This is a genomic window from Acidiphilium cryptum JF-5 (assembly GCF_000016725.1).
In the GTDB taxonomy this organism is placed as follows: Bacteria; Pseudomonadota; Alphaproteobacteria; order Acetobacterales; family Acetobacteraceae; genus Acidiphilium; species Acidiphilium multivorum.
The window spans coordinates 3,276,117-3,301,624 of record NC_009484.1; the positions used below are offsets into that span (position 1 = coordinate 3,276,117).

28 protein-coding genes are annotated in these 25,508 nt (G+C 69.1%); 14 read left to right on the top strand and 14 right to left on the bottom strand.

Features of this window, described 5'->3' with window-relative positions; all coding sequences use genetic code 11:
• Positions 1-63 precede the first annotated feature (63 nt).
• Genes ACRY_RS17470 through ACRY_RS17480 form a run of 3 tightly spaced genes read left to right on the top strand, consistent with a single transcriptional unit; the run spans position 64 to position 1,951 of the window.
• Positions 64-624: an HPF/RaiA family ribosome-associated protein gene (locus tag ACRY_RS17470; RefSeq protein ID WP_012040466.1), complete on the top strand. Its 561-nt coding sequence runs from the start codon at positions 64-66 to the stop codon at positions 622-624.
• 59 nt (positions 625-683) lie between these two features.
• The gene (locus tag ACRY_RS17475) at positions 684-1,604 is read left to right on the top strand and encodes a DnaJ C-terminal domain-containing protein (RefSeq protein ID WP_012040467.1); all 921 of its coding nucleotides are present in this window, start codon (positions 684-686) and stop codon (positions 1,602-1,604) included.
• A complete protein-coding gene (locus ACRY_RS17480; RefSeq protein ID WP_007424014.1) occupies positions 1,601-1,951 on the top strand; it encodes a chaperone modulator CbpM in 351 nt (116 codons plus the stop codon). The genes ACRY_RS17475 and ACRY_RS17480 overlap by 4 nt, the downstream gene beginning before the upstream one ends.
• Here ACRY_RS17480 and ACRY_RS17485 read toward each other — a convergent pair.
• Together ACRY_RS17485 and ACRY_RS17490 are read right to left on the bottom strand one after the other, a co-directional pair.
• Positions 1,927-2,646: a molybdopterin-dependent oxidoreductase gene (locus ACRY_RS17485; RefSeq protein WP_012040468.1), complete on the bottom strand. Its 720-nt coding sequence runs from the start codon at positions 2,644-2,646 to the stop codon at positions 1,927-1,929. The two genes, ACRY_RS17480 and ACRY_RS17485, sit on opposite strands and share 25 nt — an antisense overlap.
• A gap of 5 nt (positions 2,647-2,651) precedes the next feature.
• Positions 2,652-3,284 (bottom strand): cytochrome b/b6 domain-containing protein, encoded by a 633-nt coding sequence (locus ACRY_RS17490; RefSeq protein ID WP_012040469.1) that lies wholly within the window; start codon positions 3,282-3,284, stop codon positions 2,652-2,654.
• A gap of 194 nt (positions 3,285-3,478) precedes the next feature.
• On the opposite strand from ACRY_RS17490, the gene ACRY_RS17495 reads away from it, so the two are divergent.
• The 4 genes from ACRY_RS17495 (at position 3,479) to ACRY_RS17510 (ending at position 6,063) form a co-directional block, all read left to right on the top strand.
• Positions 3,479-3,721, top strand: a complete 243-nt coding sequence (locus tag ACRY_RS17495; RefSeq protein ID WP_007424011.1) for a hypothetical protein — start codon at positions 3,479-3,481, stop codon at positions 3,719-3,721.
• A gap of 135 nt (positions 3,722-3,856) precedes the next feature.
• A complete protein-coding gene (locus ACRY_RS17500) occupies positions 3,857-4,513 on the top strand; it encodes a peroxiredoxin-like family protein (protein ID WP_012040470.1) in 657 nt (218 codons plus the stop codon).
• A gap of 5 nt (positions 4,514-4,518) precedes the next feature.
• Positions 4,519-5,388, top strand: coding sequence for a LysR family transcriptional regulator (locus ACRY_RS17505; protein ID WP_007424009.1), 870 nt, complete (start codon positions 4,519-4,521; stop codon positions 5,386-5,388).
• An 84-nt stretch (positions 5,389-5,472) separates the two neighbouring features.
• Positions 5,473-6,063, top strand: a complete 591-nt coding sequence (locus ACRY_RS17510; protein ID WP_012040471.1) for a peroxidase-related enzyme — start codon at positions 5,473-5,475, stop codon at positions 6,061-6,063.
• Positions 6,064-6,067: 4 nt separating this feature from the next.
• On the opposite strand, the gene ACRY_RS17515 is transcribed toward ACRY_RS17510, so the two are convergent.
• The 4 genes from ACRY_RS17515 to ACRY_RS17530 are packed head-to-tail and all read right to left on the bottom strand — an operon-like array spanning position 6,068 to position 10,190.
• Positions 6,068-7,138 (bottom strand): ABC transporter ATP-binding protein, encoded by a 1,071-nt coding sequence (locus ACRY_RS17515; RefSeq protein ID WP_012040472.1) that lies wholly within the window; start codon positions 7,136-7,138, stop codon positions 6,068-6,070.
• Positions 7,138-7,974, bottom strand: a complete 837-nt coding sequence (gene ugpE / locus ACRY_RS17520) for a sn-glycerol-3-phosphate ABC transporter permease UgpE (protein WP_012040473.1) — start codon at positions 7,972-7,974, stop codon at positions 7,138-7,140. Before ugpE ends, ACRY_RS17515 begins: the two co-directional genes overlap by 1 nt.
• Positions 7,971-8,849 carry an ABC transporter permease subunit gene (locus tag ACRY_RS17525; protein ID WP_012040474.1) on the bottom strand — a complete coding sequence of 293 codons (879 nt, stop codon included), beginning with the start codon at positions 8,847-8,849 and terminating at the stop codon, positions 7,971-7,973. Before ACRY_RS17525 ends, ugpE begins: the two co-directional genes overlap by 4 nt.
• 12 nt (positions 8,850-8,861) lie before the next feature.
• On the bottom strand, positions 8,862-10,190 hold the full coding sequence (locus ACRY_RS17530) for an extracellular solute-binding protein (protein WP_007424004.1): 1,329 nt from the start codon (positions 10,188-10,190) through the stop codon (positions 8,862-8,864).
• 185 nt (positions 10,191-10,375) lie between these two features.
• Between ACRY_RS17530 and pcaC the strand changes: the two genes are divergently transcribed.
• Positions 10,376-11,548: a 4-carboxymuconolactone decarboxylase gene (gene pcaC / locus ACRY_RS17535; protein WP_012040475.1), complete on the top strand. Its 1,173-nt coding sequence runs from the start codon at positions 10,376-10,378 to the stop codon at positions 11,546-11,548.
• A 33-nt stretch (positions 11,549-11,581) separates the two neighbouring features.
• On the opposite strand, the gene ACRY_RS17540 is transcribed toward pcaC, so the two are convergent.
• The 3 genes from ACRY_RS17540 to ACRY_RS17550 form a co-directional block, all read right to left on the bottom strand.
• Entirely contained in the window at positions 11,582-13,864 is a 2,283-nt protein-coding gene (locus ACRY_RS17540) for a xanthine dehydrogenase family protein molybdopterin-binding subunit (protein ID WP_007424002.1), read from the bottom strand.
• Positions 13,861-14,346, bottom strand: coding sequence for a (2Fe-2S)-binding protein (locus ACRY_RS17545; protein ID WP_013641154.1), 486 nt, complete (start codon positions 14,344-14,346; stop codon positions 13,861-13,863). The genes ACRY_RS17540 and ACRY_RS17545 overlap by 4 nt, the downstream gene beginning before the upstream one ends.
• Before the next feature lie 119 nt (positions 14,347-14,465).
• Positions 14,466-15,014, bottom strand: coding sequence for a MarR family winged helix-turn-helix transcriptional regulator (locus tag ACRY_RS17550; RefSeq protein ID WP_007424000.1), 549 nt, complete (start codon positions 15,012-15,014; stop codon positions 14,466-14,468).
• 246 nt (positions 15,015-15,260) lie between these two features.
• Between ACRY_RS17550 and ectA the strand changes: the two genes are divergently transcribed.
• From ectA to ACRY_RS17580, 6 genes are all read left to right on the top strand, one after another.
• The gene (gene ectA, locus ACRY_RS17555) at positions 15,261-15,770 is read left to right on the top strand and encodes a diaminobutyrate acetyltransferase (RefSeq protein ID WP_012040477.1); all 510 of its coding nucleotides are present in this window, start codon (positions 15,261-15,263) and stop codon (positions 15,768-15,770) included.
• Entirely contained in the window at positions 15,767-17,071 is a 1,305-nt protein-coding gene (gene ectB, locus ACRY_RS17560; protein WP_012040478.1) for a diaminobutyrate--2-oxoglutarate transaminase, read from the top strand. The genes ectA and ectB overlap by 4 nt, the downstream gene beginning before the upstream one ends.
• A 31-nt stretch (positions 17,072-17,102) precedes the next feature.
• Entirely contained in the window at positions 17,103-17,501 is a 399-nt protein-coding gene (locus tag ACRY_RS17565) for an ectoine synthase (RefSeq protein WP_012040479.1), read from the top strand.
• Positions 17,502-17,541: 40 nt separating this feature from the next.
• A complete protein-coding gene (thpD, locus tag ACRY_RS17570) occupies positions 17,542-18,462 on the top strand; it encodes an ectoine hydroxylase (RefSeq protein ID WP_012040480.1) in 921 nt (306 codons plus the stop codon).
• Positions 18,459-19,925, top strand: a complete 1,467-nt coding sequence (locus tag ACRY_RS17575; RefSeq protein ID WP_012040481.1) for an aspartate kinase — start codon at positions 18,459-18,461, stop codon at positions 19,923-19,925. Before thpD ends, ACRY_RS17575 begins: the two co-directional genes overlap by 4 nt.
• Before the next feature lie 237 nt (positions 19,926-20,162).
• Entirely contained in the window at positions 20,163-21,392 is a 1,230-nt protein-coding gene (locus tag ACRY_RS17580; RefSeq protein ID WP_012040482.1) for an MFS transporter, read from the top strand.
• A 10-nt stretch (positions 21,393-21,402) separates the two neighbouring features.
• Here the strand turns inward: ACRY_RS17580 and ACRY_RS17585 are convergent, their stop codons facing one another.
• Genes ACRY_RS17585 through ACRY_RS17605 form a run of 5 tightly spaced genes read right to left on the bottom strand, consistent with a single transcriptional unit; the run spans position 21,403 to position 25,486 of the window.
• Positions 21,403-22,008 (bottom strand): ABC-type transport auxiliary lipoprotein family protein, encoded by a 606-nt coding sequence (locus tag ACRY_RS17585; protein ID WP_012040483.1) that lies wholly within the window; start codon positions 22,006-22,008, stop codon positions 21,403-21,405.
• The gene (locus ACRY_RS17590; protein ID WP_007423491.1) at positions 22,005-22,994 is read right to left on the bottom strand and encodes an MlaD family protein; all 990 of its coding nucleotides are present in this window, start codon (positions 22,992-22,994) and stop codon (positions 22,005-22,007) included. Before ACRY_RS17590 ends, ACRY_RS17585 begins: the two co-directional genes overlap by 4 nt.
• A gap of 22 nt (positions 22,995-23,016) precedes the next feature.
• Complete coding sequence (locus tag ACRY_RS17595) at positions 23,017-23,766, bottom strand: ABC transporter ATP-binding protein (protein ID WP_012040484.1); 750 nt, start codon at positions 23,764-23,766, stop codon at positions 23,017-23,019.
• Positions 23,763-24,851 (bottom strand): ABC transporter permease, encoded by a 1,089-nt coding sequence (locus ACRY_RS17600; protein WP_012040485.1) that lies wholly within the window; start codon positions 24,849-24,851, stop codon positions 23,763-23,765. Before ACRY_RS17600 ends, ACRY_RS17595 begins: the two co-directional genes overlap by 4 nt.
• Positions 24,848-25,486 (bottom strand): YjbE family putative metal transport protein, encoded by a 639-nt coding sequence (locus ACRY_RS17605; RefSeq protein WP_007423711.1) that lies wholly within the window; start codon positions 25,484-25,486, stop codon positions 24,848-24,850. The genes ACRY_RS17600 and ACRY_RS17605 overlap by 4 nt, the downstream gene beginning before the upstream one ends.
• Positions 25,487-25,508 lie beyond the last annotated feature (22 nt).

Here is a 25,508-nt window from a genome sequence, read left to right on the forward strand (position 1 = left end):
TGCGGCGGGCGGATGAAGGCCTAGGCTGTTCATGTGACAGGCAAGAGCCAAGGAGAAGTCGCAATGACCGTGCCGCTGCAGATCACCTTCAAGGACATCGACCGTTCCCCCGCGCTCGAGGCGCGCATCCGCGAGAAGGCGGAGGCGCTGAGCCGGTTCGAGGCGCGGATCCTGCGCTGCCATGTCATCATCGAGGCGCCGCACCGGCATCACCACAAGGGCAAGCTCTACCGCGCACGGATCGAGATCGCGGTGCCGCGGGGCGATATCGTGATCAACCGGGAAAGCCCGGAGAACCACGCGCATGAGGATCCGTATGTCGCGGTTCGCGACGCGTTCGATGCCGCGGTACGCAAGCTGGAGGACCATGCGCGGCGGCTCGACGACGCGGTGAAGCACCATGAGGAGGCGCTGGTCCATGGTCAGGTGGTCCGGTTCGTCGCCGATGCCGACTATGGCTTCATCGCGACGGATGACGGGCGCGAGGTGTATTTCCACCGCAACAGCGTGGCCGGAAACGGGTTCGCGCGGCTGCGCGTGGGCGATGATGTGCGCCTCGCCGTGGCCGAGGGGCGGGACGGGCCGCAGGCGAGCCTCGTGCGCCCCGCCGGGCGGGGCGGCTGACAGCCGTCCCGCGGCGTGCTTTGATCGCGACAGACGACGCTGTTCCGGGATGAGGCAGAGTGAAGGATCCTTACGACGTTCTGGGTGTGGCGCGCGATGCGGGGCAGGATGACATAAGGCGGGCCTATCGCCGGCTGGCGAAGGACCATCATCCCGACCTCAACCCCGGCAACGCGGCGGCCGAGGCGCGGTTCAAGGAGGTCTCGGCGGCCTATCATCTGCTGTCCGACGCCGATCAGCGCGCCCGCTTCGACCGCGGCGAGATCGATGCCGAGGGGCAGGAACGCGCGCGGCACGGCACCTGGCGCGACTATGCCGAGACCGGCGAGGGCGCGCGCTACGGCGGCGGCGCCTGGACCACCGACGATCTCGAGGCGATGTTCGGCTCGATGTTCGGTGGCGGCGGCGGCGGACGGCGTGGCGGGCCGGGGCGCGGGCAGGACCGGCATTATTCGATGACGATCGGCTTCGTCGAGGCGGTTGTCGGCGGCACGCGGCGGCTGTCGCTGCCCGATGGCGGCACGCTCGACGTGCGGATTCCCCCCGGCACCGAGGACGGGCAACTGTTGCGCCTGCGCGGCAAGGGCGGGGTGGGATGGAATGGCGGGCCTGCGGGCGATGCGCTGATCCGCGTCAGCGTGGCGCCGCATCGCTTCTTCACCCGCGAAGGGCAGGATATCCGGCTCGATCTGCCGGTGACGCTGGCCGAGGCGGTGCTGGGCGGGCAGGTCGAGGTGCCGACGCCGGGCGGCGCGGTGCGGATGCGGATTCCCGCGGGCTCGGACAGCGGCACGGTGCTGCGGCTGCGCGGGCGCGGCGTGCCGGCGCATGGCGCCGCCGCCGCGGGCGATCTCTATGCCACGCTGCGCGTTGTGATTGGCAAGTCTGACCCGGCGCTGGAAACCTTCCTGCGCGGCTGGACGCCGGAGGAGACGCCCGATCCGCGCGCCGGGATGACGGAGACGGAGGTGCCGCCATGAGCGACGGGGTGACGATCGATGTCGTGATCGCCGAGGTGGCGGGGCTGGCCCGGGCGGATCTCGAACGCTGGGTGGCGCTGGAATGGGTGCGGCCGGAGCGGGCGGAGGGACTCTGGCTGTTCCATGGCATCGACATCGCGCGGGTGCGGCTGATCCACGAGCTCGCCGCCGATCTGCGGGTGGACGAGGAGGCGATGCCGGTGGTGCTCTCGCTGCTCGACCAGCTTTACGACGCCCGCCGGCGGATGCGCGCGCTGGCCGAGGCGATCGCCGCGGCTCCGGAGGAACCGCGGCGCGTGGTGCTCGAACACATCGCAGCCGCTCAGGAGCCGCCGAACCAGTTATAACCCTGCCGCACCCAGTAGCCGCTGGGGAAGGTGTTGGTGACGCCGAGGGCGACGATCGATTTCGGGTTCTTGTAGCCGAGCTTTGTCGGAATCCGCAGCCGCACCGGGGCGCCGAACGGGGCGGTGAGCGGCGCGCCGAGAAAGTCGAGCGCCAGGATCGTCTGCGGGTGCAGGGCGGAGGCCATGTCGATGCTCTCGTAATACCCGTCGGCGCAGTGGAACGAGACATAGCGCGCCTTCAGGTCGGCATTGACCCGCCGCAGGAAATGGCCGAGCGGCACGCCGCCCCACTGGCCGACCACCCGCCAGCCCTCGACGCAGACGAGGCGGGTGATCTGGCTTTCCTGCGGCAGGGCGCGCAGCTCCGCGAGGCGCCAGGGCCGCTTGTCGCCGATGCGGCCGGTGAGGCCGAGGCGCCAGGTGGCGAGATCGACGCGGGGCGCCTGGTCGATGCCGTAGAAGGCGTTGAAGCGCGGCGGCCGGGTGATGGCGGAGGCCGGGAAGGTCGGCGCCAGCGTGTGCGGATCGAACAGCGCGGCCTGCACCTCGTCGTTCCAGCGGGACATCGCGGTGAGCGCGCGGTCGGCGAGGTCGGGGTGTTTGAGGTTGTCGTAGTCGCAGCCGGTGAGGCTGGCGGCGGCGCCGAAGGCGAGGCTGCGGCCGAGCAGGGCGCGGCGGTTGAGGCGCGTGTTCATGGATCTTACTCCGCGGCTTCGGTCATCTTGGGGAGGGGATCGGGCAGGCGGCCGCCGGTGATCATCGCGGGCAGGACGCGCGGCACCAGGGCAACCAGAAGGACGTGGACGATCAGGAAGGCGGAGATCCCGGCCATCGCGATGAAGTGGACGATGCGGGAATCGAAGAATCCGCCGAACAGATCGGAGAGATACCAGAGCTGCACCGGCTTCCAGACCGCCAACCCCGACAGCACGGCGAGAATGCCGAGGGCGATGACGCCGAGATAGAGCAGCCGCTGCACCGCGTTGTAGACGCCGACCTCGTGCGGCAGGCGCAGGCGCAGCGCGGCCCAGATGTCGCGCAGCACGGCGCGGGGCGTCACCGGCAGGAGCTTGCGGCGGAAATGGCCGCTCGCCGTGCCCCAGGCGAGATAGGCGAGCCCGTTGAGCATCAGCAGCCAGATCGCGGCGAGATGCCAGGCGATCGCCCCGCCCAGCCATTGCCCGATCGTCGCCCATTGCGGGAAGGTGAAGGGCAGGAAGGGAGAGGCATCGTAGATCTCCCAGCCGCTGCCGATCAGCGTGATGATGGCGACCGCGTTCAGCCAGTGCATGACGCGCAGCGGCAGGGGGTGGATGGGGCGGTGTCGGCGCATTGTCGGTTTCCTCGCCTGTTGTTGCGATGACGCCGTGATGCGCCCGCTGCCGTGCCCGGGTCGAGGTATCGAAACGATGACCAAACGGCATTGGATCGGCTGCGCCGGGCCGGTCATGTTTGCGGGGCGGACGACGATCACCGGTCCGCGAGAAACCAGACCGGGGCGCCGCCCCCCAGACAGAGGAGACCACCATGATCCGCATTCTCGCCACGACCGCCCTTGCCCTCGGCCTCGTCGCCGGCGTCGCCCAGGCGCAGACCACCAGCGCGATGGGGCATGACACGATGAGCCACCAGAGCGCGATGGGCCACACCACCGCCATGGGCCACAATGCGATGGGCCACGGCACCGCCATGGGTCACAACGCGATGGGTCACGACAAGATGGGGCACGACAAGATGGGTCACAGCGCAATGGGTCACTCCGCCTCGTAGGACGCGCCCGATCCTGTCGGATCGGACGATGCCCCGACGCATCGCAGCCGCCGCCCGGTCGTCCCGGCTCTGGCCGGGAATTGATCGGGATGGCGGCTTTGCTACACTCTGCAGGTGACGGAGACCGAACCGGCCATGGGCCTAGATGAACAACTCCAGGCAGAACGCGACCGCCGCACCGCCGACGAGGCGGTGCGCCTCGCTTACGAGGAAGTCTTCACCACACTCAGCACCAACGGCTTCCTGCCCAGCGTTCTGCCGGAGGAGGCAACGTTTCCGGATTTCGTGCTGCCGGATACCGAGGGGCGGCTCGTCTCGCTCGCCAGCCGCCTCGCGCGGGGGCCGGTCCTCGTGCAGTTCTTTCGCGGCGAATGGTGCCCGTTTTGCCGGCTGATGCTTGATGCGCTGGTGGGCGCCCTGCCGGAGATCGAGGCCGCGGGGGCATCGCTCATGGCCCTCACCCCCGATATCGGTCCCTGGGCGCGGGAGGCGAAGCGCAACCACGGCGCGATGTTCGACGTGCTGTCGGACGTCGATTGCGGGGTGGGACTCGCCGCCGGGGTGGTGTTCAGGATTCCGCCGATCTACCGGGCGCGGCTGATGCGGGCAGGGATCGACTTTGCCGACCGCCATGACAACGGCGCGGAATTCCTGCCGATACCAGCGGTGTTCCTGCTCGATGCCGATGGCCGCGTGGCCTGGCGCTTCGTCAATGTCGACTTCACCCGCCGTGCCGCCCCCGAGCGCATCCTCTCCGCGCTGCGCCGCCTCACCGCGCCGGAACGGGAGTAGACGCGATGGAGCTGACCCAAGTGCGCTATTTCGTCGCGCTGAGCCGGCTGCTGAACTTCACGCGCGCCGCCGAGGCCTGCAATGTCAGCCAGCCGGCGCTGACGCGCGCGATCCAGCGGCTGGAGGACGAGCTGGGCGGCCCGCTCGTCTATCGCGAGCGCAACCTGACGCAACTGACCGAACTCGGCCGGGCCATGCTGCCGCATCTCGATGCGATGCTGGCCGCGGCCGACAATGCCGCGGCGCTGGCCGAGGCGCGGCGGCGGCAGCCGATGGCGAGTCTGAAGATCGGCCTCGGTCCCGGCGTCGGCGCCTCGGCGATCGCCGGTGCGGTGCGCGAGATCGCGACGCTGATGCCCGACCTGATGGTCCGCTTCGAGGAAGCGGCCGCGGCGATGCTGGTCGAATCGATGCTCTCCGACATGCTCGACTGCGCGGTGCTGCCCGCCGACTGCGCCCTGCCGGAACGCTTCAACCACTGGAAACTCTATGAGGAGGGGGCTGTCGCGGTCATGCCGCCGCAGCACCGGCTGGCGAATGCCGCAAGCGTCACCGCCGCCGACCTGAACGGCGAGGTGCTGCTGCACGGCGAGCGCTGCGGCGGCTTCGCCCAAGCGCTGTACGCGGCCTGCGACGGGGCGTTCCGTTTGCGCCGATGCGATGGCGGCACCGGGCACATGCTGGATCTCGTCGCCGCGGGGCTTGGCATCGCCCTTCTTTCGGAACGGATGGCGGTGCCCTCGCCGCTGGTGACCTGCCGCCTCGCCGAGCCGCCGCTGAGCCGCGAGGTGCGCCTCGCCGCGATCGCCGGCCGGCCGCAGGGCCCGGCGGTCGCCGGGTTCATCAAGCTCTGCCGCGCCGGTCGGGGCCTCTGAGCCGCCGCGGCAAGGTTGATTTTCCCACCCCGCGCGCCGAATGTGCGGTGGCGCGAAACGAGGCCGGAGAGGGGCGCTGTGGCAATGAACGACAAGCGGCATGACGCGATCAGCCGGTTTCCGGTGCCCGACCTCGGCGCGCTTCCCGCGGACATCCGCGAGAAGATCCTCGCCGTGCAGGAAAAGGCGGGCTTCGTTCCGAACGTGTTCCTCGCCCTCGCGCACCGGCCCGACGAGTTCCGCGCCTTTTTCGCCTATCACGACGCGCTGATGCTCCGTCCAGCCGGGCTGAGCAAGGCGGAGCGCGAGATGATCGTGGTTGCGACCTCGGGCGCCAATCACTGCCTCTATTGCGTGGTGGCGCACGGGGCGATCCTGCGGATCTATGCGAAGGATCCGGAAATCGCCGACCGGCTGGCGGTCAATCCGGGCAAGGCGCGGCTGACCCCGCGCCAGCGCGCGATGATCGATTACGCGATGAAGGTCGCGACCGCCTCGGACACGGTCGGGCCGGACGATCACGCGGCACTCTACGAACAGGGGTTCGACGCCGACGAGATCTGGGATATCGGCGCGATCGCGGCGTTCTTCGCGATGTCGAACCGGCTCGCCAACATGGCCGGGATGCAGCCCAATCCGGAATTCTTCGCGATGGGGCGGCTACCGAAAGCCTGAACGGTCAGCCGGGCGCGAGGCGCCGGCCGGACCCGCCGTCAAAAACATGGAGCTGTTCGGCGGGCAGTTCGGCGCCGAGTTCGGCGGCGCCGGGCGCCGGCCCGCTGACGCGGATCGCGAAGGTTTCGCCATTGCCGAGATGGCCGTGCAGCAGGGTCTCCGAGCCGAGCGGCTCGAACAGGTCGATCGCGACGCGCAGGGCATCGGCCGATGTGGAGAGGGTCACGTGCTGCGGGCGGATGCCGATCGTCACCCCCGCGCCCTCGCGCCCCCATGAGCCGGCGGGCAGCGCGATCTCCGGCCCGGCATCGAGCCGCGCGCTGCGGCCCTCGGGCCCGAGGCGGGCGGCGCAGAAATTCATCGCCGGCTCGCCGATGAAACCGGCGACATAGGTATCGGCCGGATGGGCGAAGACCTCGACCGGCGGGGCGATCTGCGCAGCGCGGCCCTGGTGCATGACGATCAGCCGGTCGGCGAGCGTCATCGCCTCGATCTGGTCGTGGGTGACGTAGAGGCTGGTGACGTTGAGGCGCTTCTGCAGCTTGCGGATATCGGCGCGCACCTGCACCCGCAGCCGGGCGTCGAGATTGGAGAGCGGCTCGTCGAACAGGAACAGCTTCGGCTCGCGCACGATGGCGCGCCCCATGGCGACGCGCTGGCGCTGGCCGCCGGAGAGCGCGCGCGGCTTGCGGCCGAGCAGTTCCGAAAGCCCCAGCGTGTCGGCGGCATCCTCCACCCGGCGGGCGATCTCGGCCTTCGCCATGCCCTTGAGCTTCAGCCCGTAGGCCATGTTGTCGAACACGCTCATGTGCGGATAGAGCGCGTAGTTCTGGAACACCATCGCGATGTCGCGCTTGGAGGGATCGACATCGGTGATGTCGCGCCCATCGAGCAGGATGCGGCCGCTGCTCGGCGCCTCCAGCCCTGCGACGAGGCGCAGCAGGGTCGACTTGCCGCAGCCCGAGGCGCCGACGATGACCAGCATCTCGCCATCGGCGAGGCGCAGGTCGATGCCGTGCAGCACGGTCGTCCGGCCGAAGCTCTTGGTCAGTCCCTGCAGTTCCAGCGTTGCCATTACTTGTCCGTTTCGGTGAGGCCGGCGACGAACCAGCGCTGCATCGCCACCACGACGAAGACCGGCGGCACGATGGCGAGGATGGTCGCCGCCATGACGAGGTTCCAGGGCGTGAGCTGGTCCGAGGTGATCAGCTGCACGATGCCGAGCACGATCGTGTCGAGCCGCCCGTTGGTCGCGACCAGCAGCGGCCAGAGATACTGGTTCCAGCCATAGACGAACAGGATCACGAACAGGGCGGCGAGATTGGCGCCGGAGACCGGCAGCAGGATGTCGAAGAAGAAGCGCATCGGCCCGGCGCCGTCGAGCTTCGCCGCCTCGACCAGCTCGTCCGGCACCGCGAGGAAGACCTGGCGGAACAGCAGCGTCGCCGTCGCCGAGGCGATCAGCGGCATGGTCAGGCCGGTGAAGGTGTTGATCAGGTGGAAATCCGACATCACCGAATAGGTCGGGATGATCCGCACCTCGACCGGCAGCATCAGCGTGATGAAGATCAGCCAGAAGGCGACCATGCGGAAGGGAAAGCGGAAGAAGGCGATGGCGAAGGCCGAGATCGAGGAGATCGCGATCTTGCCGAGGGCGATGCCGAGCGCCATCAGCGCGCTGACCATCATCATGTGCCAGATCGGCACGCCGCCCTTCGCCGTGTTGCCGAAGCCGAGCGCATTTATGAACACGGGCAGGCCCGAGAGGCGCGGGATCAGCGACAGGTCGCCGCGGTTGATCGCCCCGGCCGACTGGGTGGCGCCGGAAAAGGCGACCCAGATCGGGAAGATGAAGATCAGCACGCCGAGGATGAGCACGGCGTGGGCAAGGTAGTCGGGCTTGCGGTTCATGTCGCGCGCTTGCCGGTATAGCGGAACTGGATCGTGGTGAGGACCACGATCAGCGCCATCAGGATGACCGATTGCGCGGCCGAGCCGCCGAGATCGAGATTGATCACCCCGTCGCGATAGACCTTGACCACCAGCGTCGTCGTCGAGCTGCCCGGGCCGCCGCCGGTGAGCGCGAAGATCAGCGCGAAGGCGTCGAAGGCGGCGTAGACGGTGTTGATCACCAGCAGGAAGAAGGTGGTGGGGGCGAGCAGCGGCCAGATCACGGTGCGGAACCGGTAGAAGCCCCGCGCGCCGTCGAGCGTCGCCGCCTCGATCACCGAGGCGGGCACCGATTGCAGACCCGCAAGGTAGAAGATGAAATTGTAGCTCACCTGCTTCCAGGCGGCGATCAGCACGATCAGGCCAAACGCGTCGTTGCCGTTGGTGGCGTAGTTGAAATCGATGCCGAGCCGGGAAAGGCCGTTGGAGAGCAGCCCGATCTGCGGCTGGAGCAGGAAGACGAAGATCACCGAGGCCAGCGCCGGTGCGATCGCGTAGGGCCAGATTAGCAGGACGCGATAGACCGACTGGCCGCGTATGCCGCGGTTGGCGAAGCAGGCGAGGACGAGGCCGCCCGCCATCGACAGCACGGTGACCGCGGCACAGAAGGCGACGGTGCGCAGCAGCGCCGCCTGATAGACCGGCGAGTCCAGCAGCGCGCGGAAATTGGCGAGGCCGACGAAGGTGGTGTTCAGCCCGAAGGCGTCCGTCGCCTGGACGCTTTCGGAGAAAGCGCGCCAGGCGGGAAGCAGGAAGAACAGGATCGTGATGGCGAGCTGCGGGGCCACCAGGACGGCCGGCAGCAGCCGGCCGCCGAAGAGGGTGCGTCTCTCCATCGCGCCGGCTGGTCAGCCGTGCAGGGCGCGGGCGAAGCGGTCGACCACCGCCTGGCTGCGCTGCTGGGCGCGCGCCAGCGCCTTGTGGGCCGGCGTGCCGTTCTGGATCGCGCTTTCCCACTCTTCCTCGATGATCACGCGGACTTCCGGCATGCCGCCCAGGCGGATGCCGCGCGAATACTTCGTCGGCTCCGTGCGGGTGAGCTGCTTGACCGCGAGGTCGCCGCCCGGCTGCTTTGCGTAAAAGCCCTGTTTGGCGATGTAGTCGTTCCCCGCCAGCGTTACCGGCACATAGCCGGTGGCCTCGGCCCAGCCGGCATCGTTCTGCGGTTCGGAGATGAACTTGAAGAAGCGCGCCACGGCCTCGTATTCCGCCTTGCCACGGCCCGGCGCGGTCATCGCCCAGAAGGCGGCGCCGCCGATGATCGAGTTGATCGGGCTCTTGATGATCGAGGGATGGTAGGGGAGGTAGGCGTTGGCGAAGCGGAACTTCGCGCTCTTCACCAGCTGGCCGTAGATCGAGGAGCTGTCGAAGGTGATCGCCGCCTTGCCGGCGTAGAAGATCGGGCTCGGCTTGCCGTCGCGGCCCTCGTAGTGGAACAGGCCTTCCTTCTGCATCGTCAGCAGCGTGTCGAGATTGCGCACGAAGGGATGCGAGTCGAGCCGCAGTTTCGGGTTCGGGCCGCCGAAACCGTCATTCAGCGTGGCGTATTCGACATTGTGGATGGCGGCGAACTGCTCGAAATGCACCCAGGTCGGCCATGAGGTCATCACCGGGATTTCAGCGGCACCCTTCGCCTTGACCGCGCGGGCGGCCTTGATCACGTCGTCCCAGGTCGCGAGCGGGGCCTTGGGGTCGAGCCCGGCCTTCTCGAAGGCGTCCTCGTTGATCCACATCAGCGCGGTCGAGGAGTTGAACGGTGCAGCGCCCATCTTGCCATCGTTGAGGCTATAGTAGCCGCGCACCGCAGGGATATAGGTGGATGCCTCGATCGGCACGCCCGTCATCTCCGCGAGCTTGTAGACATCGACCACCGCGCGGCCGGCGCCGAGCATGTCGGCGGTGCCGACATCGAACACCTGGGCGATCGAGGGCGCCTTGCCGGCGCGCCAGGCGGCGATGGTGGCCGTCAGCACCTGCGGGTAGGAGCCCTTGTAGACTGCGTCGACGGCGAAATCCGCCTGGCTCTTGTTGAAGGCGTCGACGATCGACTGCAGCTTGTCGCCGAGCGCGCCACCCATGGCGTGCCAGAGCACGACCCGGGTGGGCGCTGCGGCGCGCGCGGTTGCGGCGACCAGCGCCGTGGCCGGGGCCGAGGCGATCAGGGTGCGGCGTTTCATGCAGAGTCCCCTTTTTTGAATTGGCGCTGCCAGTTAACGCGCCTGCATGTCATGGCGATGACAGTAACGTGACACATTGATGACAAGATCACGTGGCGCGGCGGCGATCAAGCCCCGTCCGCGGTTGCCGGGAGCCGCGCGCCGGCCCTATGGTCCGGGCAACGGCGCGAGGGAAGGAGCGGGCGATGTTCGTGATGGCGGGTGACATCAATGTTCATGTCAGGATCGACGGGCGGGACGGATCGCCGCCGCTGGTTCTGCTGCATTCGCTCGGGACCGACCACCGGGTCTGGGACGACCAGGCCGCGGCGCTCGCGCGGAGCTTCCGGGTCATCCGCCCGGACATGCGCGGCCATGGCCTGACCGAGTCGACGCCGGGCGATTACACCATGGCGCAACTCGCCGGCGATGTCGCCGCGGTGCTCGACGCGCTCGGCGTGGGCGCCGCGGTCATCGGCGGCATCTCGATCGGCGGGATGATCGCCCAGGAATTCGCGGCGCGGCATCCCGGCCGCACCGAGGCGCTGATGCTCTGCGACACCGCGATGGCGATCCCCTCGCTCGAATCCTGGCGCGAGCGGGTGGCGAGCGTGCGCGGGCAGGGAATCAGCGCGATCGAGGACGGGGTGCTGGCGCGCTGGGTGACGCCCGGCTTCATCGACGCGCCGCCGGCGCGCGGCCTGCGCGCGATGCTGCGCGGCACCAGCATCGATGGCTATGCGGGCTGCGCGATGGCGATCGCGATGGCCGATCTCGGGCCGACGACGCGCCGGCTCAAGGTGCCGGCCCTGGTGCTGGTCGGCGATGGCGATGTCTCGACGCCGGTGGCCAGCGCGCAGGCGCTGATGACGGCGCTGGTCGAGGCGGGGGCGCCGGATGTGCGCTTCGCCGTCATCGAGAATGCCGCGCATATTCCCACCGTCGAGAAGTCAGCGGACGTTACCCGCGCGATGCTCGACTTCCTCGCCGCCCGCGGCGGCGGCGATGCGTATGAGGCCGGGCTCGGCGTGCGCCGTGCGGTGCTCGGCCCCGCCCATGTCGCCCGTTCGCTGGACGGGGCGACGGAGTTCGACCGCGACTTCCAGCGCTTCATCACCGAAACCGCCTGGGGCAAGGTCTGGACCCGGCCGGGCCTGCCGCGGGCGATGCGCTCGCTGCTCGTGCTGGCGATCACCGCGTCACTCGGGCGCGAGGAGGAGTTCAAGCTGCATCTGCGCGCGACCCGCAACACCGGAGCGACCCGGGAGGAAATCGCCGAGACGCTGATGCAGGTTGCCGTCTATGCCGGCGTGCCGGCGGCGAATTCCGCCTTCCGCATGGCGAAGGCGATCTTCCGCGAGGAGGAGGAGGGCGGCTAGGCCGCCCCGCCGCCCTCGCGGAAGCGCCGGCGGTCAGGCCCGGCCGAGTGCCGCCTTCACCCGGTCCGGCCGGAACGGCAGTTCGCGGAGCCGGATGCCCACCGCGTCATAGACCGCGTTGCTGATGACCGCCGCGGTCGGGCAGGTGGCGGGTTCGCCGGCCCCGTGCATCGGGTATTTCGGATCGTTGTTGACGATCACGACCTCGATGCTGTCCGGCACCTCGCTGAAGCGCAGGATCGGGTAGCCCACCCAGTCGCGGCTGGTCACGTGCGAGCGGTCGAACGTGACCTCCTCGTGCAGCGTGCGGCTGATCGACTGGATCACGTTGCCTTCGACCTGGTTGCGGATTCCGTCGGGGTTCACCACCAGCCCGCAATCATGCGCGACGACGACGCGCTCGACCCGGATCGTCCCGCTCTGCGGATCGACCGTGACATCGGCGATGGTCGCGACCCGGCTGTCGTCGCGGTTCACCCAGGCGATGCCGCGCCCGGTGACGGGCTTGCCGCCCTGTGGCGATCGGCCGCGCGCGGGGCGGGGCTTCCAGCCATATTGCTTCGCCGCCGCCTTCAGCACGTCGATCGCGCGCGGATCCTTGAGGTGCTTGAGGCGGAAGTCCAGCGGATCCTGCCCGGTGGCGGCGGCGAGTTCGTCGATGAAGGATTCCATCGCGAAGGTCGTCTCGTACTGCGCGGGCGAGCGCAGCCACGCGGTGCGCAGCGCGACCTTGCCATCGCCATGCGAGGAGACCTCGGCGTTCTCGAACTGGTAGGCATAGGTGATCGCCGGCAGGCCGTGGCCGACCGAGCCAACGAGATCCGGGCGGCCGATCAGCTCGGCGGCGATCAGCGTGGTGTCGAGGAAGGTCGGAATCCACATCCGGTGGCGCCAGGCGGTGACGTTGCCCTTGGCGTCGATCGCCGCTTCGAGGTCCTGCGCGATTGGCGGCCCCTTGGGCTCCCAGCCGTGCTCGTCCCAGCGCATCCACTGCACGCGGACCGGCCGGCCCACCGCCTGCGACATCAGCGCCGCGTCGGCCACCGCGTGTTCGAGCCCGTTGCGGCCATAGGCCCCGGCAGCCTCGAACCAGCGCAGTTCGATCTGGTCGGGCTTCATGCCGAGCAGCTTCGCCATGTCGCGCCGCGCCTCGTGCGGCATCTGCGTGCCGGACCAGAAGATCGCCCGTTCCTTGTTCACATCGGCCACCGCGCAGGAGGGGCCGATCGAGCCATGCATCTGGAACGGCGTCTGGTAGGTGGCCTTCAGCGTCTTCGCGGCGGTTGCCATCGCGTTGTCGACCGAGCCGCGGTTGGCGACCATCGTGGTCTTGCCGGGGGCATCGCGCACCACGTCCCAGATCCGGTCCATCGGCGGCAGGCCGTCCCATTTGGACCATTTCGCCGGGTAGGCATCGGGGCCCTTCGGATGCAGCACCGAGCCGAGCTTCGCCGCGGCCTGGATGGCGCCCCACTCGGTCTCGCACACGACACCGAGGAAATTGTCGCGCCGGACAAGCTGCACGAAGCCGGGAATGTCCTTCACCGCGGAGACGTCGACGCTTTCCAGCTTCGCATGCACGCCATAGGGGCGCACCACGCGGCCATGCAGCATGCCCGGCACCCGGACGTCCTGGATATAGGTGAAGTCGGCGAGGATCTTGCCCGGAATGTCCTTGCGCGGAACCGAACGGCCGACGACCGTATAGTCCGCCGGGTTCTTGGGCTTCGCCTGCGGTGCCACCTTCATGCCGAACGAGGTGCCGCTGGCGCCGATCTTCATGTCGAGCCGCTTGCCGTCGACGAGCTTGCCATAGGTCACGGTCTTGCCGGGCGCGCCCTTCACCGACACCACGCCGTCCTTCACCGTGAGCGCGTCAGCCTTCGTGCCGAAATGCCGGGCGGCGAGGTCGAGCAGCGCGGCGCGGCCGGCGGCGGCGGCCTGGCGGATCTGCGGGCCGGCATAGCGGATGGTGCGGCTGCCATAGCTGGGGCCCTGATTGACCGTTTCCGCGGTGTTGCCCATCACCACGCCGAGCCGATCGACCGGAAAGTCGAGTTCCTCGGCCGCGATCTGGGCAAGGGCGGTCTCGGTGCCGGTGCCGACATCGACCTTGCCGGTGAACAATGTTGCCGTGTTGTCCGGGTGCACGGCGAGCCAGGCATAGAGGCGATCTGCCGGCGGCGGGGCATGGACGGTGCCGATCTTCTGCGGCGCCTCGGCGGCCTCGGCGCGGCCGAACAGGCTGAAGGCGATGAACAGCCCGCCGCTGCCCTGCAGGAAGACGCGGCGGCCGACGCCGTTGACGGCGTTCATGGGGTGCCTCCCTGGGCGGCATGACCCGTGGTGACGCGCTCGACCGCGCGCAGGATGCGCATGTGCGTGCCGCAGCGGCAGAGATTGCCTTCGAGCGCGGTCTTGATCTCGTCGCGCGTGGCGTGCGGCTTGCGATCGATCAGGGCCTGCGCGGTCATGATCATGCCGTTGATGCAGTAGCCGCACTGCGCGGCCTGTTCGTCGATGAAAGCCTGCTGCAACTTGTTCGGCTTGCCGTCGGAGGACAGCCCCTCGAGCGTGGTGATCTTCTGGCCGACGGCCGCCTGCAGCGGTGTTACGCAGGAATGCACGGCGTTGCCGTTCAGGATGACGGTGCAGGCGCCGCATTCCGAAAGCCCGCAGCCGAATTTCGGACCGTGCAGGCCGAGATTGTCGCGTAATGCGTAGAGCAGCATGCTGTCGGGCTCCGCCTCGACCGTATGCACCCGCCCGTTGACGTGGAGTTCCAGCTTCCGGGTCATGGCCCCTCCTTGGTTGACCGGAGCGGCGCCCGACGAGACCCGGCGCCGCATATCGCACCCTCATCTATGGATTGTATCACCTTGTTTCACCGGCAGGCGCCGGCGGAGACCGAAAAAAGTCAGGACGGATGCCCGATTGCCGGGGCCGCGTCCTGGCGGGGCGCCGGTTCGGCCTCCGCCGGAGGGCCGGCGGCGCGGTCGATCGCACCCGCGGCGATCAGTGGCGCGGCGTCGATTCCGCTGGCGTCGAGCAGCGAGCCGACGCGTTCGAGCGCGGCAAGAATCATCGCCCGCTCCCAGAGCGGCAGGCCCTGGAAGCGGTCGCGGAAGCGCTCCTGCAACAGGTCCGGCGCGCGCCCGAGCGCGGCGCGGCCCGCATCCGTCGCCGCCAGGATCACCTGGCGCTTGTCGCGCTCGCCGCGGCGGCGGGTGATCAGCCCGGCGGCAACGAGGCGGTCGGCGATATTGGTGATGGTCGCCTGGCCGAATTGCAGCGCCGTGGCGATGGTGCCCGGCGTGGCGTCGCCCCGGCGGTCGATTTCCTGCAGCACGAGGAATTGCGAGGTGGTCAGCCCCGTCGCCGCGTAGAGGCGGTGGCTGCCCTGGTCGGTGGCCCGCAGAATGCGGCGGATGGCCCGCAGCGTCGCGCTGGTGAGATCTTCGTCCATGCCCGCATGGAGCCTCAGAACGGCGCCGTTTGCAACGGGAATATATTTCAATAATCGAAAGATATTTCATGGACATTATGGGCGCTTCGGCGAAAACATTCACAAAAAACTTGATATTTTCAAATATTTTCGTATCTCTGGTTTCACGTCGCTGCCTGTGGTGGCGCGACACGGGACAAATCTGTTTCGGAGGATGAAATAATTCCGGGCCATATCGACAATCTGGCGGCACCGTGCGGCAGCGCGGTGGCGCTGCGTCGGCCGACCGCGGCCGACGGTCCGGCGGTGACCGCGCTGATCGCGGACTGCCCGCCGCTCGATGCCAATTCGGCCTATTGCAACCTGCTGCAATGCACCGATTTCGCCGAAACCTGCGTGCTCGCCGAGCGCGAGGGCGCGGTGGTCGGCTGGATTTCGGGCTACCGCCCGCCGTCAGACCTCTCGCGCATCTTCGTCTGGCAGGTCGCGGTCTCGTCCGCGGCGCGGGGCATCGGCCTCGGCGGGCAGATGCTCGATGCGCTGCTCGACCGTCCCGCCATTGCCGGCGTGCGCGCCCTGACCACCACCATCACCGAGGCGAACACCGCGTCGTGGCGGCTGTTCGAAAGCCTTGCCCGCCGGCGCGGCGGCTCGTTCGCCCGGGCGGTGCGCTTCGACCGCGCCGCCCATTTCGCCGGCCTGCACGACACCGAGTTCGAGGTGACGATCGGCCTTCCCCAGCCCGTCGCCGAACCAGCACGAAAGGACATCTCATGACCGATCTGCCGCGCCCCTCCCGGCGCAAGCCGGATACCGCGATCTACGAGCGCATGGAGTCCAGGGTGCGGAGCTACTGCACCGCGATCCCGCGCCAGTTCACGCGGGCCGAAGGCGCCTGGCTGCATGACAGCCACGGCGGCCGCTACCTGGATTTCCTCGCCGGCTGCTCGTCGCTGAATTACGGCCACAATCATCCGGTGCTGAAACGGGTGCTGATCGACTATATCGCCCGCGACGGCATCGCTCATGGACTCGACTTCCATACCGACGCCAAGGCCGAGTTCCTCGACGCGCTGGAAACCGTGATCCTGAAGCCGCGGGGCATGGACTATCGCGCCATGTTCGTCGGCCCGACCGGAACCAATGCCGTCGAGGCCGCGCTCAAGCTCGCCCGCAAGGTGACCGGCCGGCAGACCGTGATCGCCTTCACCAACGGCTTCCACGGCATGACGCTCGGCGCCCTCGCCTGCACCGGCAACGAGGGCAAGCGCGGCGGCGCCGGCGTGCCGCTCGCCCATGTCAGCCACGAGCCTTATGACGGGTATTACGGCCCGGAGATCGACACCGCCGACCTGCTGGAGCAGCGCCTTGCCGACGGCTCCTCGGGCCTCGACGCGCCGGCGGCGTTCCTGGTCGAGACGGTGCAGGGCGAGGGCGGGCTGAACGCCGCCTCCGCCGGATGGATGCGCAAGATCGCCGCGCTCGCGAAGCGCCACGGCGCGCTGCTGATCGTGGATGACATCCAGGCCGGCTGCGGCCGCACCGGCCGCTTCTTCAGCTTCGAGGAGATGGGCATCCGCCCCGACATCATCACCCTCGCGAAATCGCTCTCCGGCATCGGCGCGCCCTTCGCGCTGACCCTGTTCCGCCCGGAACTCGACCAGTGGAAGCCCGGCGAGCACAACGGCACGTTCCGCGGCAACAACCACGCCTTCGTCACCGCCGCCGCGGCGATCCGCCATTTCTGGAGCGATGACGCCTTCGCCGCCGACATCGCCCGGCGCGGCGACCTGCTCGGCCGCCGGCTCGATGCGATCGCGGCGCGGCATGGGATGGGCACGCGCGGCCGCGGCATGATGCAGGGCATCGATGCCGGCACCGGCGAGATGGCCGAGCGCATCACCGGAATCGCCTTCCGCGAGGGGCTGGTGATCGAGACCAGCGGCGCCGGTGGCGAGATCGTCAAGGTGCTGGCGCCGCTCACCATCGATGACGACCTGCTGGCGGCCGGGCTCGACATTCTCGAACGCGCCGTGAACGAGGCCACCGCGCCCACCTACAGCGTCGCCGCCGAGTGACGGGCCGCGACACGAAGCAAGGAGCAGAAACATGATCATCCGGACTCTGAAGGAGGCGCAGGCCTCGGAGCGAAAGGTCGTCACCGATGGCTGGGACAGCGTGCGCATGCTGCTGCGCGACGACGGCATGGGCTTCTCGTTCCACATCACCACGATGTACGCGGGCAAGGAGCTGCGGATGCACTACAAGCATCATTACGAAGCCGTCTTCGTGCTGAGCGGCGAGGGCATGATCGAGGATCTCGATGCCGGCGAGACGCACCAGCTGAAGCCGGGCGTGCTCTACGTGCTCAACAAGCATGACCGTCACGTGGTCCGCCCGAAGACCGATATCGTCACCGCCTGCGTGTTCAACCCGCCGGTCACCGGGCAGGAGGTGCATGACGCGTCCGGCGCCTATCCGCCCGCCCCGGTCGGCGAGGCGGCCTGAGGTCCCGGTCCGCAACGAACGAAACGTGGGAGAACAGACAATGGACGATCTCTATCCGTCGCGCCGCGAACCCACCCCGTCGCTGCTGCCGCGCCACGATCCGGTGGTGCATGGGCGCTGGGCGCCCGGCGCGCCGCTGAGCGACGAGCAGACGCGGTTCTACGACACCAACGGCTATCTCGTGCTGGAGAACGTGTTCGACCCCGCCGAGATCGCGCTGCTGCAGTCGGGGTCGATGGATCTGCTGGCCAACCCCGCCGGGCTCGACCGCGAGACCATCATCACCGAGCGCGGCAGCGACGAGGTGCGCTCGATCTTCGCGATCCACGCGCAGAACGAATTGCTCGGCCGTCTCGCCGCGGATTCGCGGATTGCCGGGGTGGCGCGCTTCCTGCTGGATGACGACGTCTACATCCATCAGTCGCGGCTCAACTACAAGCCGGGCTTCGATGGCAAGGAGTTCTACTGGCACTCCGATTTCGAGACCTGGCATGTCGAGGATGGCATGCCGCGGATGCGCGCGTTGTCGATGTCGATCCTGCTGGCGGAGAATACCGCGAATAACGGGCCGCTGATGGTCATCCCCGGCTCGCACCGCAAATATCTCACCTGCGTTGGCGAGACGCCGGAGAACCATTACCGCTCCTCGCTGAAGAAGCAGGAATACGGCGTGCCCGACCGCGAGATGCTGACCGCGCTCGCCAGCGATCACGGCATCGTCGCGCCGACGGGCAAGGCCGGCACCGTGGTGCTGTTCGACTGCAACACGATGCACGGCTCGAACGGCAACATCACGCCGTTCCCGCGCTCGAACGCGTTCTTCGTGTTCAACGCGAAGGCGAACAGCCTGGTCGAGCCGTTCGGCCCGAAATCGCGGCGGCCGGACTTCATCGCCGACCGCGCGTTCACGACCGTCGACATCGTGAAGGGCCCGCTGGTGCGGCGCGAGCGCGCGGCATGAGCATGGCTCCGAGTGTCGAGAAGATCGGCGGCACGTCGATCGCGGCGACGGACGCGGTTGTCGGCAACGTGCTGATCGCCGGCCGCGCCGGCCGCGATCTCTACCGGCGGATCTTCGTGGTCTCTGCCTATGGCGGGATCACCGACCTGCTGCTGGAGCCGAAAAAGAAGACCGACGCCGCGAAGCCGCCCGGGCTTTATGCCAGCTTCGCCGCCGATGGCGAGAAGGGCGACTGGCGCGACGCGCTCGATGCGGTCGCCGCCGCGATGCGCGCCCGCAACGAGGAGGTGTTCGGCACGTCGCCCGAGCGCGCCGTGGCGGATGACTTCGTCGCCGCCCGGATCGGCGAGACCCGCGCCTGCCTCGACGATCTCGACCGCCTGCGCGGCCACGGCCATTTCCGGCTCGACGAACCGCTCGCCACCCTGCGCGAGCTGCTCGCCGGGCTCGGCGAGGCGCACAGCGCGCACAACACCGCCCTGCTGCTGCGTGCCCGCGGCGTCAACGCGGCCTTCGTCGACCTGACCGGCTGGCAGGACGGGCGCAACCTCGATCTCGACGAGCGGATCCGCACCGGGCTCGACGGGATCGACTCAGCGACCACCCTGCCGATCGTCACCGGCTATGTGAAATGCAGCGACGGCATGGTCCGCAAATACGACCGCGGCTACACCGAGATGACCTTCGCCCGGCTCGCCGTGCTCACCGGCGCGCGCGAGGCGATCATCCACAAGGAGTTCCATCTCTCCAGCGCCGATCCGAAGGTCGTCGGCGTCGGCAAGGCGCGCAAGATCGGCCGCACCAATTACGACGTGGCGGACCAGCTCGCCAATCTCGGCGTCGAGGTCATCCATCCCGGTGCGGCGCGCGGCCTGCGCCAGGCGGGCATTCCGCTGCGGGTGCGCAACACCTTCGACCGGCACGACGAGGGCACGCTGATCTGCGCCGACTACGTTTCCGCCGCGCCGCGCATCGAGATCGTCACAGGCATCCGCGAGCTGCGCGCGCTTCAGTTCTTCGAGCAGGACATGGTCGGCAAGAAGGGCTATGACGCGGCGATCCTCGACACGCTGACGAAGCACCGCGCGCGCATCGTCAGCAAGTCGTCCAACGCCAACGCCATCACCCATTACCTCGCCGCCGGCGGGCCGACGGTGCGCCGGGTGATCGCCGATCTGGAGGCGCGATTTCCGAACGCCGAGGTCTCGGCGCCGCGCCTCGCCATGGTCGCGCTGATCGGCAGCGATCTCAGCGCGGAGGGCTGTGTCGGCCGCGCGCTCGACGCGCTCGGCGCGGCGGGAATCGGGGTCAAGGCGATGCAGCACCAGATGCGCAATGTCGACATCCAGTTCATTCTCGATACCGACCGCTTCGACGACGCGATCCGCGCGCTCCACGCCGCCCTGGTCGAATGCCGGGCGACGCAGGATGGCAAAGGCGGGACGCTACGCACCGCCGCCTGATCGGGCATGCGGGCGAAGCTGACCCGCACCGGCGGCATTGACCGCAGCCGGCCCACCGCCTAGAGCAACATCCGGTCGGGTGGAGTCATCTGATCGGATGATGCTCTATTTATCAATACAATAGAGCATGAAAGCCGACCCGGAAGGATCGGGAAGTGCTCCAGGCGGTGGGCCGGTCCGGGACGGATCGTCGGTCGCCTTGGCGTCTCCTTTGCCTTGCGGCAGGATGAGGTTCTGATGGTCCCCTCGCTGCTTTCCGTCCGCAGTCTGCTGTTCTCCATCTTCATGCTGATGGCCGGCAGCGGCTTCCTCGCGACGCTGATGAGCCTGCGGCTCGAAGCCGCGGGCACGACGCAGCTGCTCATCGGGCTGATCGGCACCGCCTATTACGCCGGGCTGACGCTGGGCGCGCTGCGCGCCGGGCGGATCATCGAGCGGGTCGGCCATATCCGCGCCTTCACCGCCTTCGTCTCGCTGTTCTCGGCGAGCACGCTGGCCTGCACGGTCTGGCAGGAATTCGGCTTCTGGGCGGTGCTGCGCTTTATCGAGGGCCTGTCGCTTGCCGGCGTGTTCATCTGCATCGAAAGCTGGCTGAACGAGCGGGCGACGCCGCAGACCCGCGGCGCCATCCTCGCCTTCTACATGGTCGCGCTCTATGCCGGGCAGGGGGCGGGACAGTTTTTGCTCGACCTTGGCAACCGCGTCCCGGCGCTGCCGTTCATCGCCGCCTCGATCCTGCTTTCGCTCGCGGTGATCCCGATCGCGCTGACGCGGATCCCCGGCCCCGCGCTGGGGGGGGCGACGCCGCTCTCCTTCGTCCGTCTCTACCGGATCTCGCCGCTCGGCATCATCGGCGCGGCGGTGACCGGCGTGATGCTCGGCGGTTTCTACGCGCTCGGCGCGATCTACGCGCACGGGCTCGGCATGGGCAGGCCGCAGACCGCGCTGTTCATGAGCCTCGTGATCCTGGGCGGCGTGGTGCTGCAAATCCCGATCGGGCGGCTTTCCGACCGGTTCGACCGGCGCAAGGTGATCATCGGCACGTTTGCCGGCACCGGGCTGGTCAGCCTCGTGCTCGGCCTCCTGGCCCGGCGGCCGGACGTCGTGGATACGCTCGGCCTGCTGTTCGGCGGCCTCGTCTTCACCCTCTACCCGCTCTGCGTCGCCCATACGAACGACTTTCTCGAGCCCGACCAGCGGGTGGGGGCCAGCGGCGGCCTCGTGCTGGTCTATTCCATCGGCGCGGCAATCGGCCCGATCATCGCGGCGATGGCGATGACGCGGATCGGCCCCGGCGGGCTGTTCTATTTCCTGGCCCTCGCGGCCGCGGCGGCGGTGGGTTTCGGCGTCTGGCGCCAGCGCGTGCGCGAGCCGGTGCCCAACGAGCAGCAGCAGCCCTACCAGATCCTGCCGCGCACCACGCCCATCGCCGCGACGCTCGATCCCAATACCGCGGAAGAGGGCTGACCGGCCGGGCCTACCGGAACCGCGCGACGAGGGCGACCGCCTGGCGCAGCACGCCGGCAAGGGCGGCACGCTGGGCGGCCACCAGGTCGGCCGGGGCGGCGCCCGCGAGCGGTGCCGTCGCGGTCAGGCGCTTCTGCGCGAGCGGCCGCTCGCCGATGCCGACCGGCTTCGCGACCACCAGGGTCAGCGCCGCCCGCGCCTCGCCCCGCGCGGGTGCCGCGAGCAGCGTGTCGAGCGTGCCGCCGACCGTCAGATCCGAGGTCACCGACGATCCATCCCCCACCACCGCGGCGAAATCGCCCGAGGCCTGCAGCCAGGTCATCAGCGCCGCTGTCGCCGCATCCGCCGGCGCCGTGGCCCAGCGGTTGTAATAGCCGCGATGGATGCTCCCATCGGCTTCGAGCGTGATCAGCCCGCGATCGGACAGCGCCGGGCCGGCATCGAGGCCATGAACCTTCACCACCTTGCGTGAGGGGCGGGATGCCGGGTGGAGATCCGGCGCCGGGGCGAGCGGCCAGTCGGTGCGCGGGCGGTAGGGCTGTTCCGACAGCACCGTGCCGCAGCCGGCAAGGGCCAGCGGGGCGGCGAGGGCGAGGCGGCGGGAGATCGGGGTCATGGCGTCTCTCTCGGCGGTTCCCTGCCGCGCAGCGCGGCGGCGGGATTGCGTTTCAGCGTGTCGGACAGGTCTTCGAGATTGGCCGAGGCCTGCTTCAGCGATTGCAGGATCGGCAGCATCTGCCGCTCGACCATCGCCGTCGCCTCGTTGGCGTGGCGGATCGTCGCCTCCGACTGGGCGATCAGCGCCGGCATCGCCGCACTCGCCTTCGCGAGTGCGGCACTCGTGGTTTCGAGCTGCTGCAGGATCTCGCGGGTCTGCGTGCCGTCGGCCAGGGTGCGCATCGAGCGGGTCGTCGCCGGCAGGTCGGCCTGCCTGACCTGGTGCTTGAGCTCGACCAGCAGCCCGTTGACATTGGCCAGCGCCTCGTGAGCGCTGCCGGTGGTCAGTTCGCGGTTCACGGTGTCGATCATCGAGGTCAGCGTGTCGATCGTCCGGCCGAGCTTCACGTGCCGCATGTTGTTGAGGAAGCCCTGCACCGCGTCCTGCACCTCGGTCAGCGTGCTCGGCACCGAGGGGATGACGAGATGATGCGGCGTCCAGGGCACGGACTGCGGCGGGTTGTTCTGCGGGTTGACGAAGCTGAGTTCGAGATAGGCGAGGCCGGTGATTCCCTGCGGCGCGACCTGCACGCGCAGCCCGTGCTGGATCGCTTCGAGGATGTCGGCATCGCGCCCGAGCTTGCGCGGGTCGATCCGGTACTGGACCACGACCTGGTGATAGACCTTCTCGTTAAGGTTCTTCGGGTCGGGTGGCGGATAGTCCGCCGCGACGAGGCCGATCTCGCTCACCTTGCCGATCGTCACCCCGCGGAACTTCACCGCCGAGCCGACATCGAGCCCCTGCACCGATTCGCGGAAATAGGATTCATAGACCGCGCCCGGCCGGAACATGTTGCCCGACAGCAGGAAGACGAGCCCGACCAGCACGACGATGGCGCCGATCACGAACAGCCCGGTGCGCAGTGCGGCGCCTCTGGGTTCCATCAGCGCCCTCCCGTGATCCGGCTCATGCGGGATCCTCCTCGCGGTTGAAAAACGCGCGCACGCGCGGATGCGTGGCCGCGGCCTTGAGCTCGCGCGGCACGCCGAGCGCGATCATGCCGCGCGCCTCGCGATCGAGCATCAGGCAGCGGTCGGCGATCGCGAAGATCGAGGCGAGCTCGTGGGTGATCACGACGAAGGTGCAGCCGAGGGCGGCGCGCAGGTCGAGGATCAGTCGGTCGAGCCCGGCGCCGGTAATGGGGTCGAGCCCGGCGGAAGGCTCGTCGAGAAACAGGATCGGCGGGTCGAGCGCCAGCGCGCGGGCGATCGCGGCGCGCTTGGCCATGCCGCCGGAAATCTCCGCCGGCAGCCGGTTCGCCGCTTCCGCGAGGCCGACCAGCGCGAGCTTCACCCGCGCGATCTCGGCGCGGGCGGCGGAAGGCAGGTCGGTGAAAACGGTGAGCGGGAGCATCACGTTCTCCAGCAGGGTCATCGAGCCGAACAGCGCGCCGGACTGGAACATCACCCCGATCTCGCGGCGGACCGCCTCGACCTCGGCCACCGTGTCGTGCCCGGCAACGGTGATCCGCCCCTCGGTGGGGCGGAGCAGCCCGATCATCTGCTTGAACAGCGTTGACTTGCCGCAACCCGAGCCGCCGAGCACGACGAACACTTCGCCGCGCGCGACCTCGAAGCTCACGTCCTGGAAGATCACCCGCGCATCGAAGCTCTGCGCAACACCTTCGACGCGGATGGCGGGGGCGGCGCCGCTCACTGGCCGAGCCTGTAGAGGATTACCGCGAACAGTCCGTCGAGCAGGATGGTCGCGACGATGCCGCCCACCACCGCCGAGGTCGCGGCCTCGCCCACCGCGCGCGGCCCGCCGCCGGCCGTCAGCCCGGCGCGGCAGCCGATCAGCCCGACCGCGGCGCCGAAGACGACCGATTTCATCAGCCCGAGCAGCACGTCGTGCGGGCTGGTCGCCATCTGCATCTGCGCGACGATCGCCGAGGGCGGAAAGCCGAGAATGCCCATCACGAAGCCCATGCCGAGCACGCCCGAAACGTCGATCCCGAGGGCGAGGGCCGGCATCACCAGCATCGCCGCCGCCATCCGGGGAATGACGAGCATGGTGCCGGGGTCGATTCCCATCGTCGTCAGTGCCGCGACTTCCTCGTTGACCATCATCGTGCCGAGTTCGGCGGCGAAGGCCGAGCCGGTGCGCCCGGCGAGGATGACGGCGGCGAGCAGCGGGCCGAGCTCGCGGAACAGCGACAGCGAGACCAGGGCGGCGACGTAGATGTCGGCGCCGAACTGGCGCATCGGGATCGCCGACTGGAAGGCGAGGATCATGCCGATGAGAAAGCCGAGCATGATCACCAGCGGCAGCGCCTGCGCGCCGGCGCGCTCGGCGATGCGGAAGAAATTGCCGCCGCGCAGGAAGCGCCGCCGGGCCGGCAGGCCGGTCGTGGCGAGGATGGTCTCGCCGAAGAAGGCGATGCGCACGCCCAGCGTCCGCAGCGGCCCGGGGCCCCGGACCGTGCGCGGCGGCGGCGGCGGCGCGCCGGTCTCGGGCAGGGCGGCGCGCAGCCGGGCGATCAGGCCCTCGGCCGCCGGCGTCAGCCCCTGCCAGCGGGTTTCCCCGTCATGGCCGCGTTCGAGGGCGAGCAGCAGCGCCGCGCCCGAGGTGTCGATCCGCGCCGCGCGCGAGAGGTCGAGCGTCATCACCCCCTGCGCCGCGCGGGCGACGGCGATGGCGCGCGGCCAGGCCTCGGTCAGCGCGGCGGCGGTGAGCGGCCCGGTCAGGGCGATCACCGGCCCGTCCGCGCCGCCCGCGATCTCGACCGCGGCCTCGCTCATCCGAACCAGGCCGGAAGGTGCCAGCCCAGACGCGCCGCTACCTGAAGGATGCCGCCATGGATCATCTCAAGCGCTACATATAGGACGATCGCGAGCCCGACCCAGACCAGCCAGCGCCGTTTCGTGAGCAGGCGCGCGACGAGGTTGGCGGCGATGCCCATCAGCACCACCGAAACCAGCAGGCCGGCGGCAAGCAGGGCGGGGTGGTCGCGCGCCGCCCCCGCGACCGCCAGCACGTTGTCGAGGCTCATCGAGATATCGGCGATGATGATCCGCAGCGCCGCGTCGCGCAGCTTGCCGGGGGCTTCTCCCGCCGCCTCCTCCGGCTGGTGGTTGAACTCCCGCCAGGACTTCCAGACCACGTAGAGCAGCAGGATGCCGCCCGCGAGCGTCAGCCCGATGATCGCCAGCAGCCGGAGCGCGACCAGCGCGAGGGCGATGCGGATGACGGTGGCCGCCGCGACGCCGATCAGGATCGCCTGTTTCTGCTGCGCCTTGGGCAGCCGCGCCACGGCGAGACCGATGACGATCGCGTTGTCGCCCGCGAGGACGAGGTCGATCATCAGGACCTGCGCGAGCACCAGCGCATCGGCGAGCATGAATTCCATTGCATCGGGTTCGCGGAGCCGGCCCATCTTGTCAACCGGACCGCCCCGG

Excerpts from the sequence above, each read along its gene's own strand:
- ACRY_RS17500 (WP_012040470.1), top strand. The coding sequence starts at position 3,857 with ATGGGCCTAGATGAACAACTCCAGGCAGAACGCGACCGCCGCACCGCC.
- ACRY_RS17510 (WP_012040471.1), top strand. The coding sequence starts at position 5,473 with ATGAACGACAAGCGGCATGACGCGATCAGCCGGTTTCCGGTGCCCGAC.
- ACRY_RS17515 (WP_012040472.1), bottom strand. The coding sequence starts at position 7,138 with ATGGCAACGCTGGAACTGCAGGGACTGACCAAGAGCTTCGGCCGGACG.
- thpD (WP_012040480.1), top strand. The coding sequence starts at position 17,542 with ATGGACGATCTCTATCCGTCGCGCCGCGAACCCACCCCGTCGCTGCTG.
- ACRY_RS17505 (WP_007424009.1), top strand. The coding sequence starts at position 4,519 with ATGGAGCTGACCCAAGTGCGCTATTTCGTCGCGCTGAGCCGGCTGCTG.
- ACRY_RS17590 (WP_007423491.1), bottom strand. The coding sequence starts at position 22,994 with ATGGAACCCAGAGGCGCCGCACTGCGCACCGGGCTGTTCGTGATCGGC.
- ACRY_RS17575 (WP_012040481.1), top strand. The coding sequence starts at position 18,459 with ATGAGCATGGCTCCGAGTGTCGAGAAGATCGGCGGCACGTCGATCGCG.
- pcaC (WP_012040475.1), top strand. The coding sequence starts at position 10,376 with ATGTTCGTGATGGCGGGTGACATCAATGTTCATGTCAGGATCGACGGG.
- ACRY_RS17565 (WP_012040479.1), top strand. The coding sequence starts at position 17,103 with ATGATCATCCGGACTCTGAAGGAGGCGCAGGCCTCGGAGCGAAAGGTC.
- ACRY_RS17495 (WP_007424011.1), top strand. The coding sequence starts at position 3,479 with ATGATCCGCATTCTCGCCACGACCGCCCTTGCCCTCGGCCTCGTCGCC.
- ACRY_RS17600 (WP_012040485.1), bottom strand. The coding sequence starts at position 24,851 with ATGAGCGAGGCCGCGGTCGAGATCGCGGGCGGCGCGGACGGGCCGGTG.
- ugpE (WP_012040473.1), bottom strand. The coding sequence starts at position 7,974 with ATGAACCGCAAGCCCGACTACCTTGCCCACGCCGTGCTCATCCTCGGC.
- ACRY_RS17580 (WP_012040482.1), top strand. The coding sequence starts at position 20,163 with ATGGTCCCCTCGCTGCTTTCCGTCCGCAGTCTGCTGTTCTCCATCTTC.
- ACRY_RS17545 (WP_013641154.1), bottom strand. The coding sequence starts at position 14,346 with ATGACCCGGAAGCTGGAACTCCACGTCAACGGGCGGGTGCATACGGTC.
- ACRY_RS17550 (WP_007424000.1), bottom strand. The coding sequence starts at position 15,014 with ATGGACGAAGATCTCACCAGCGCGACGCTGCGGGCCATCCGCCGCATT.
- ACRY_RS17540 (WP_007424002.1), bottom strand. The coding sequence starts at position 13,864 with ATGAACGCCGTCAACGGCGTCGGCCGCCGCGTCTTCCTGCAGGGCAGC.
- ACRY_RS17485 (WP_012040468.1), bottom strand. The coding sequence starts at position 2,646 with ATGAACACGCGCCTCAACCGCCGCGCCCTGCTCGGCCGCAGCCTCGCC.
- ACRY_RS17530 (WP_007424004.1), bottom strand. The coding sequence starts at position 10,190 with ATGAAACGCCGCACCCTGATCGCCTCGGCCCCGGCCACGGCGCTGGTC.
- ACRY_RS17585 (WP_012040483.1), bottom strand. The coding sequence starts at position 22,008 with ATGACCCCGATCTCCCGCCGCCTCGCCCTCGCCGCCCCGCTGGCCCTT.
- ACRY_RS17605 (WP_007423711.1), bottom strand. The coding sequence starts at position 25,486 with ATGGGCCGGCTCCGCGAACCCGATGCAATGGAATTCATGCTCGCCGAT.
- ACRY_RS17525 (WP_012040474.1), bottom strand. The coding sequence starts at position 8,849 with ATGGAGAGACGCACCCTCTTCGGCGGCCGGCTGCTGCCGGCCGTCCTG.
- ACRY_RS17490 (WP_012040469.1), bottom strand. The coding sequence starts at position 3,284 with ATGCGCCGACACCGCCCCATCCACCCCCTGCCGCTGCGCGTCATGCAC.
- ACRY_RS17480 (WP_007424014.1), top strand. The coding sequence starts at position 1,601 with ATGAGCGACGGGGTGACGATCGATGTCGTGATCGCCGAGGTGGCGGGG.
- ACRY_RS17470 (WP_012040466.1), top strand. The coding sequence starts at position 64 with ATGACCGTGCCGCTGCAGATCACCTTCAAGGACATCGACCGTTCCCCC.
- ectB (WP_012040478.1), top strand. The coding sequence starts at position 15,767 with ATGACCGATCTGCCGCGCCCCTCCCGGCGCAAGCCGGATACCGCGATC.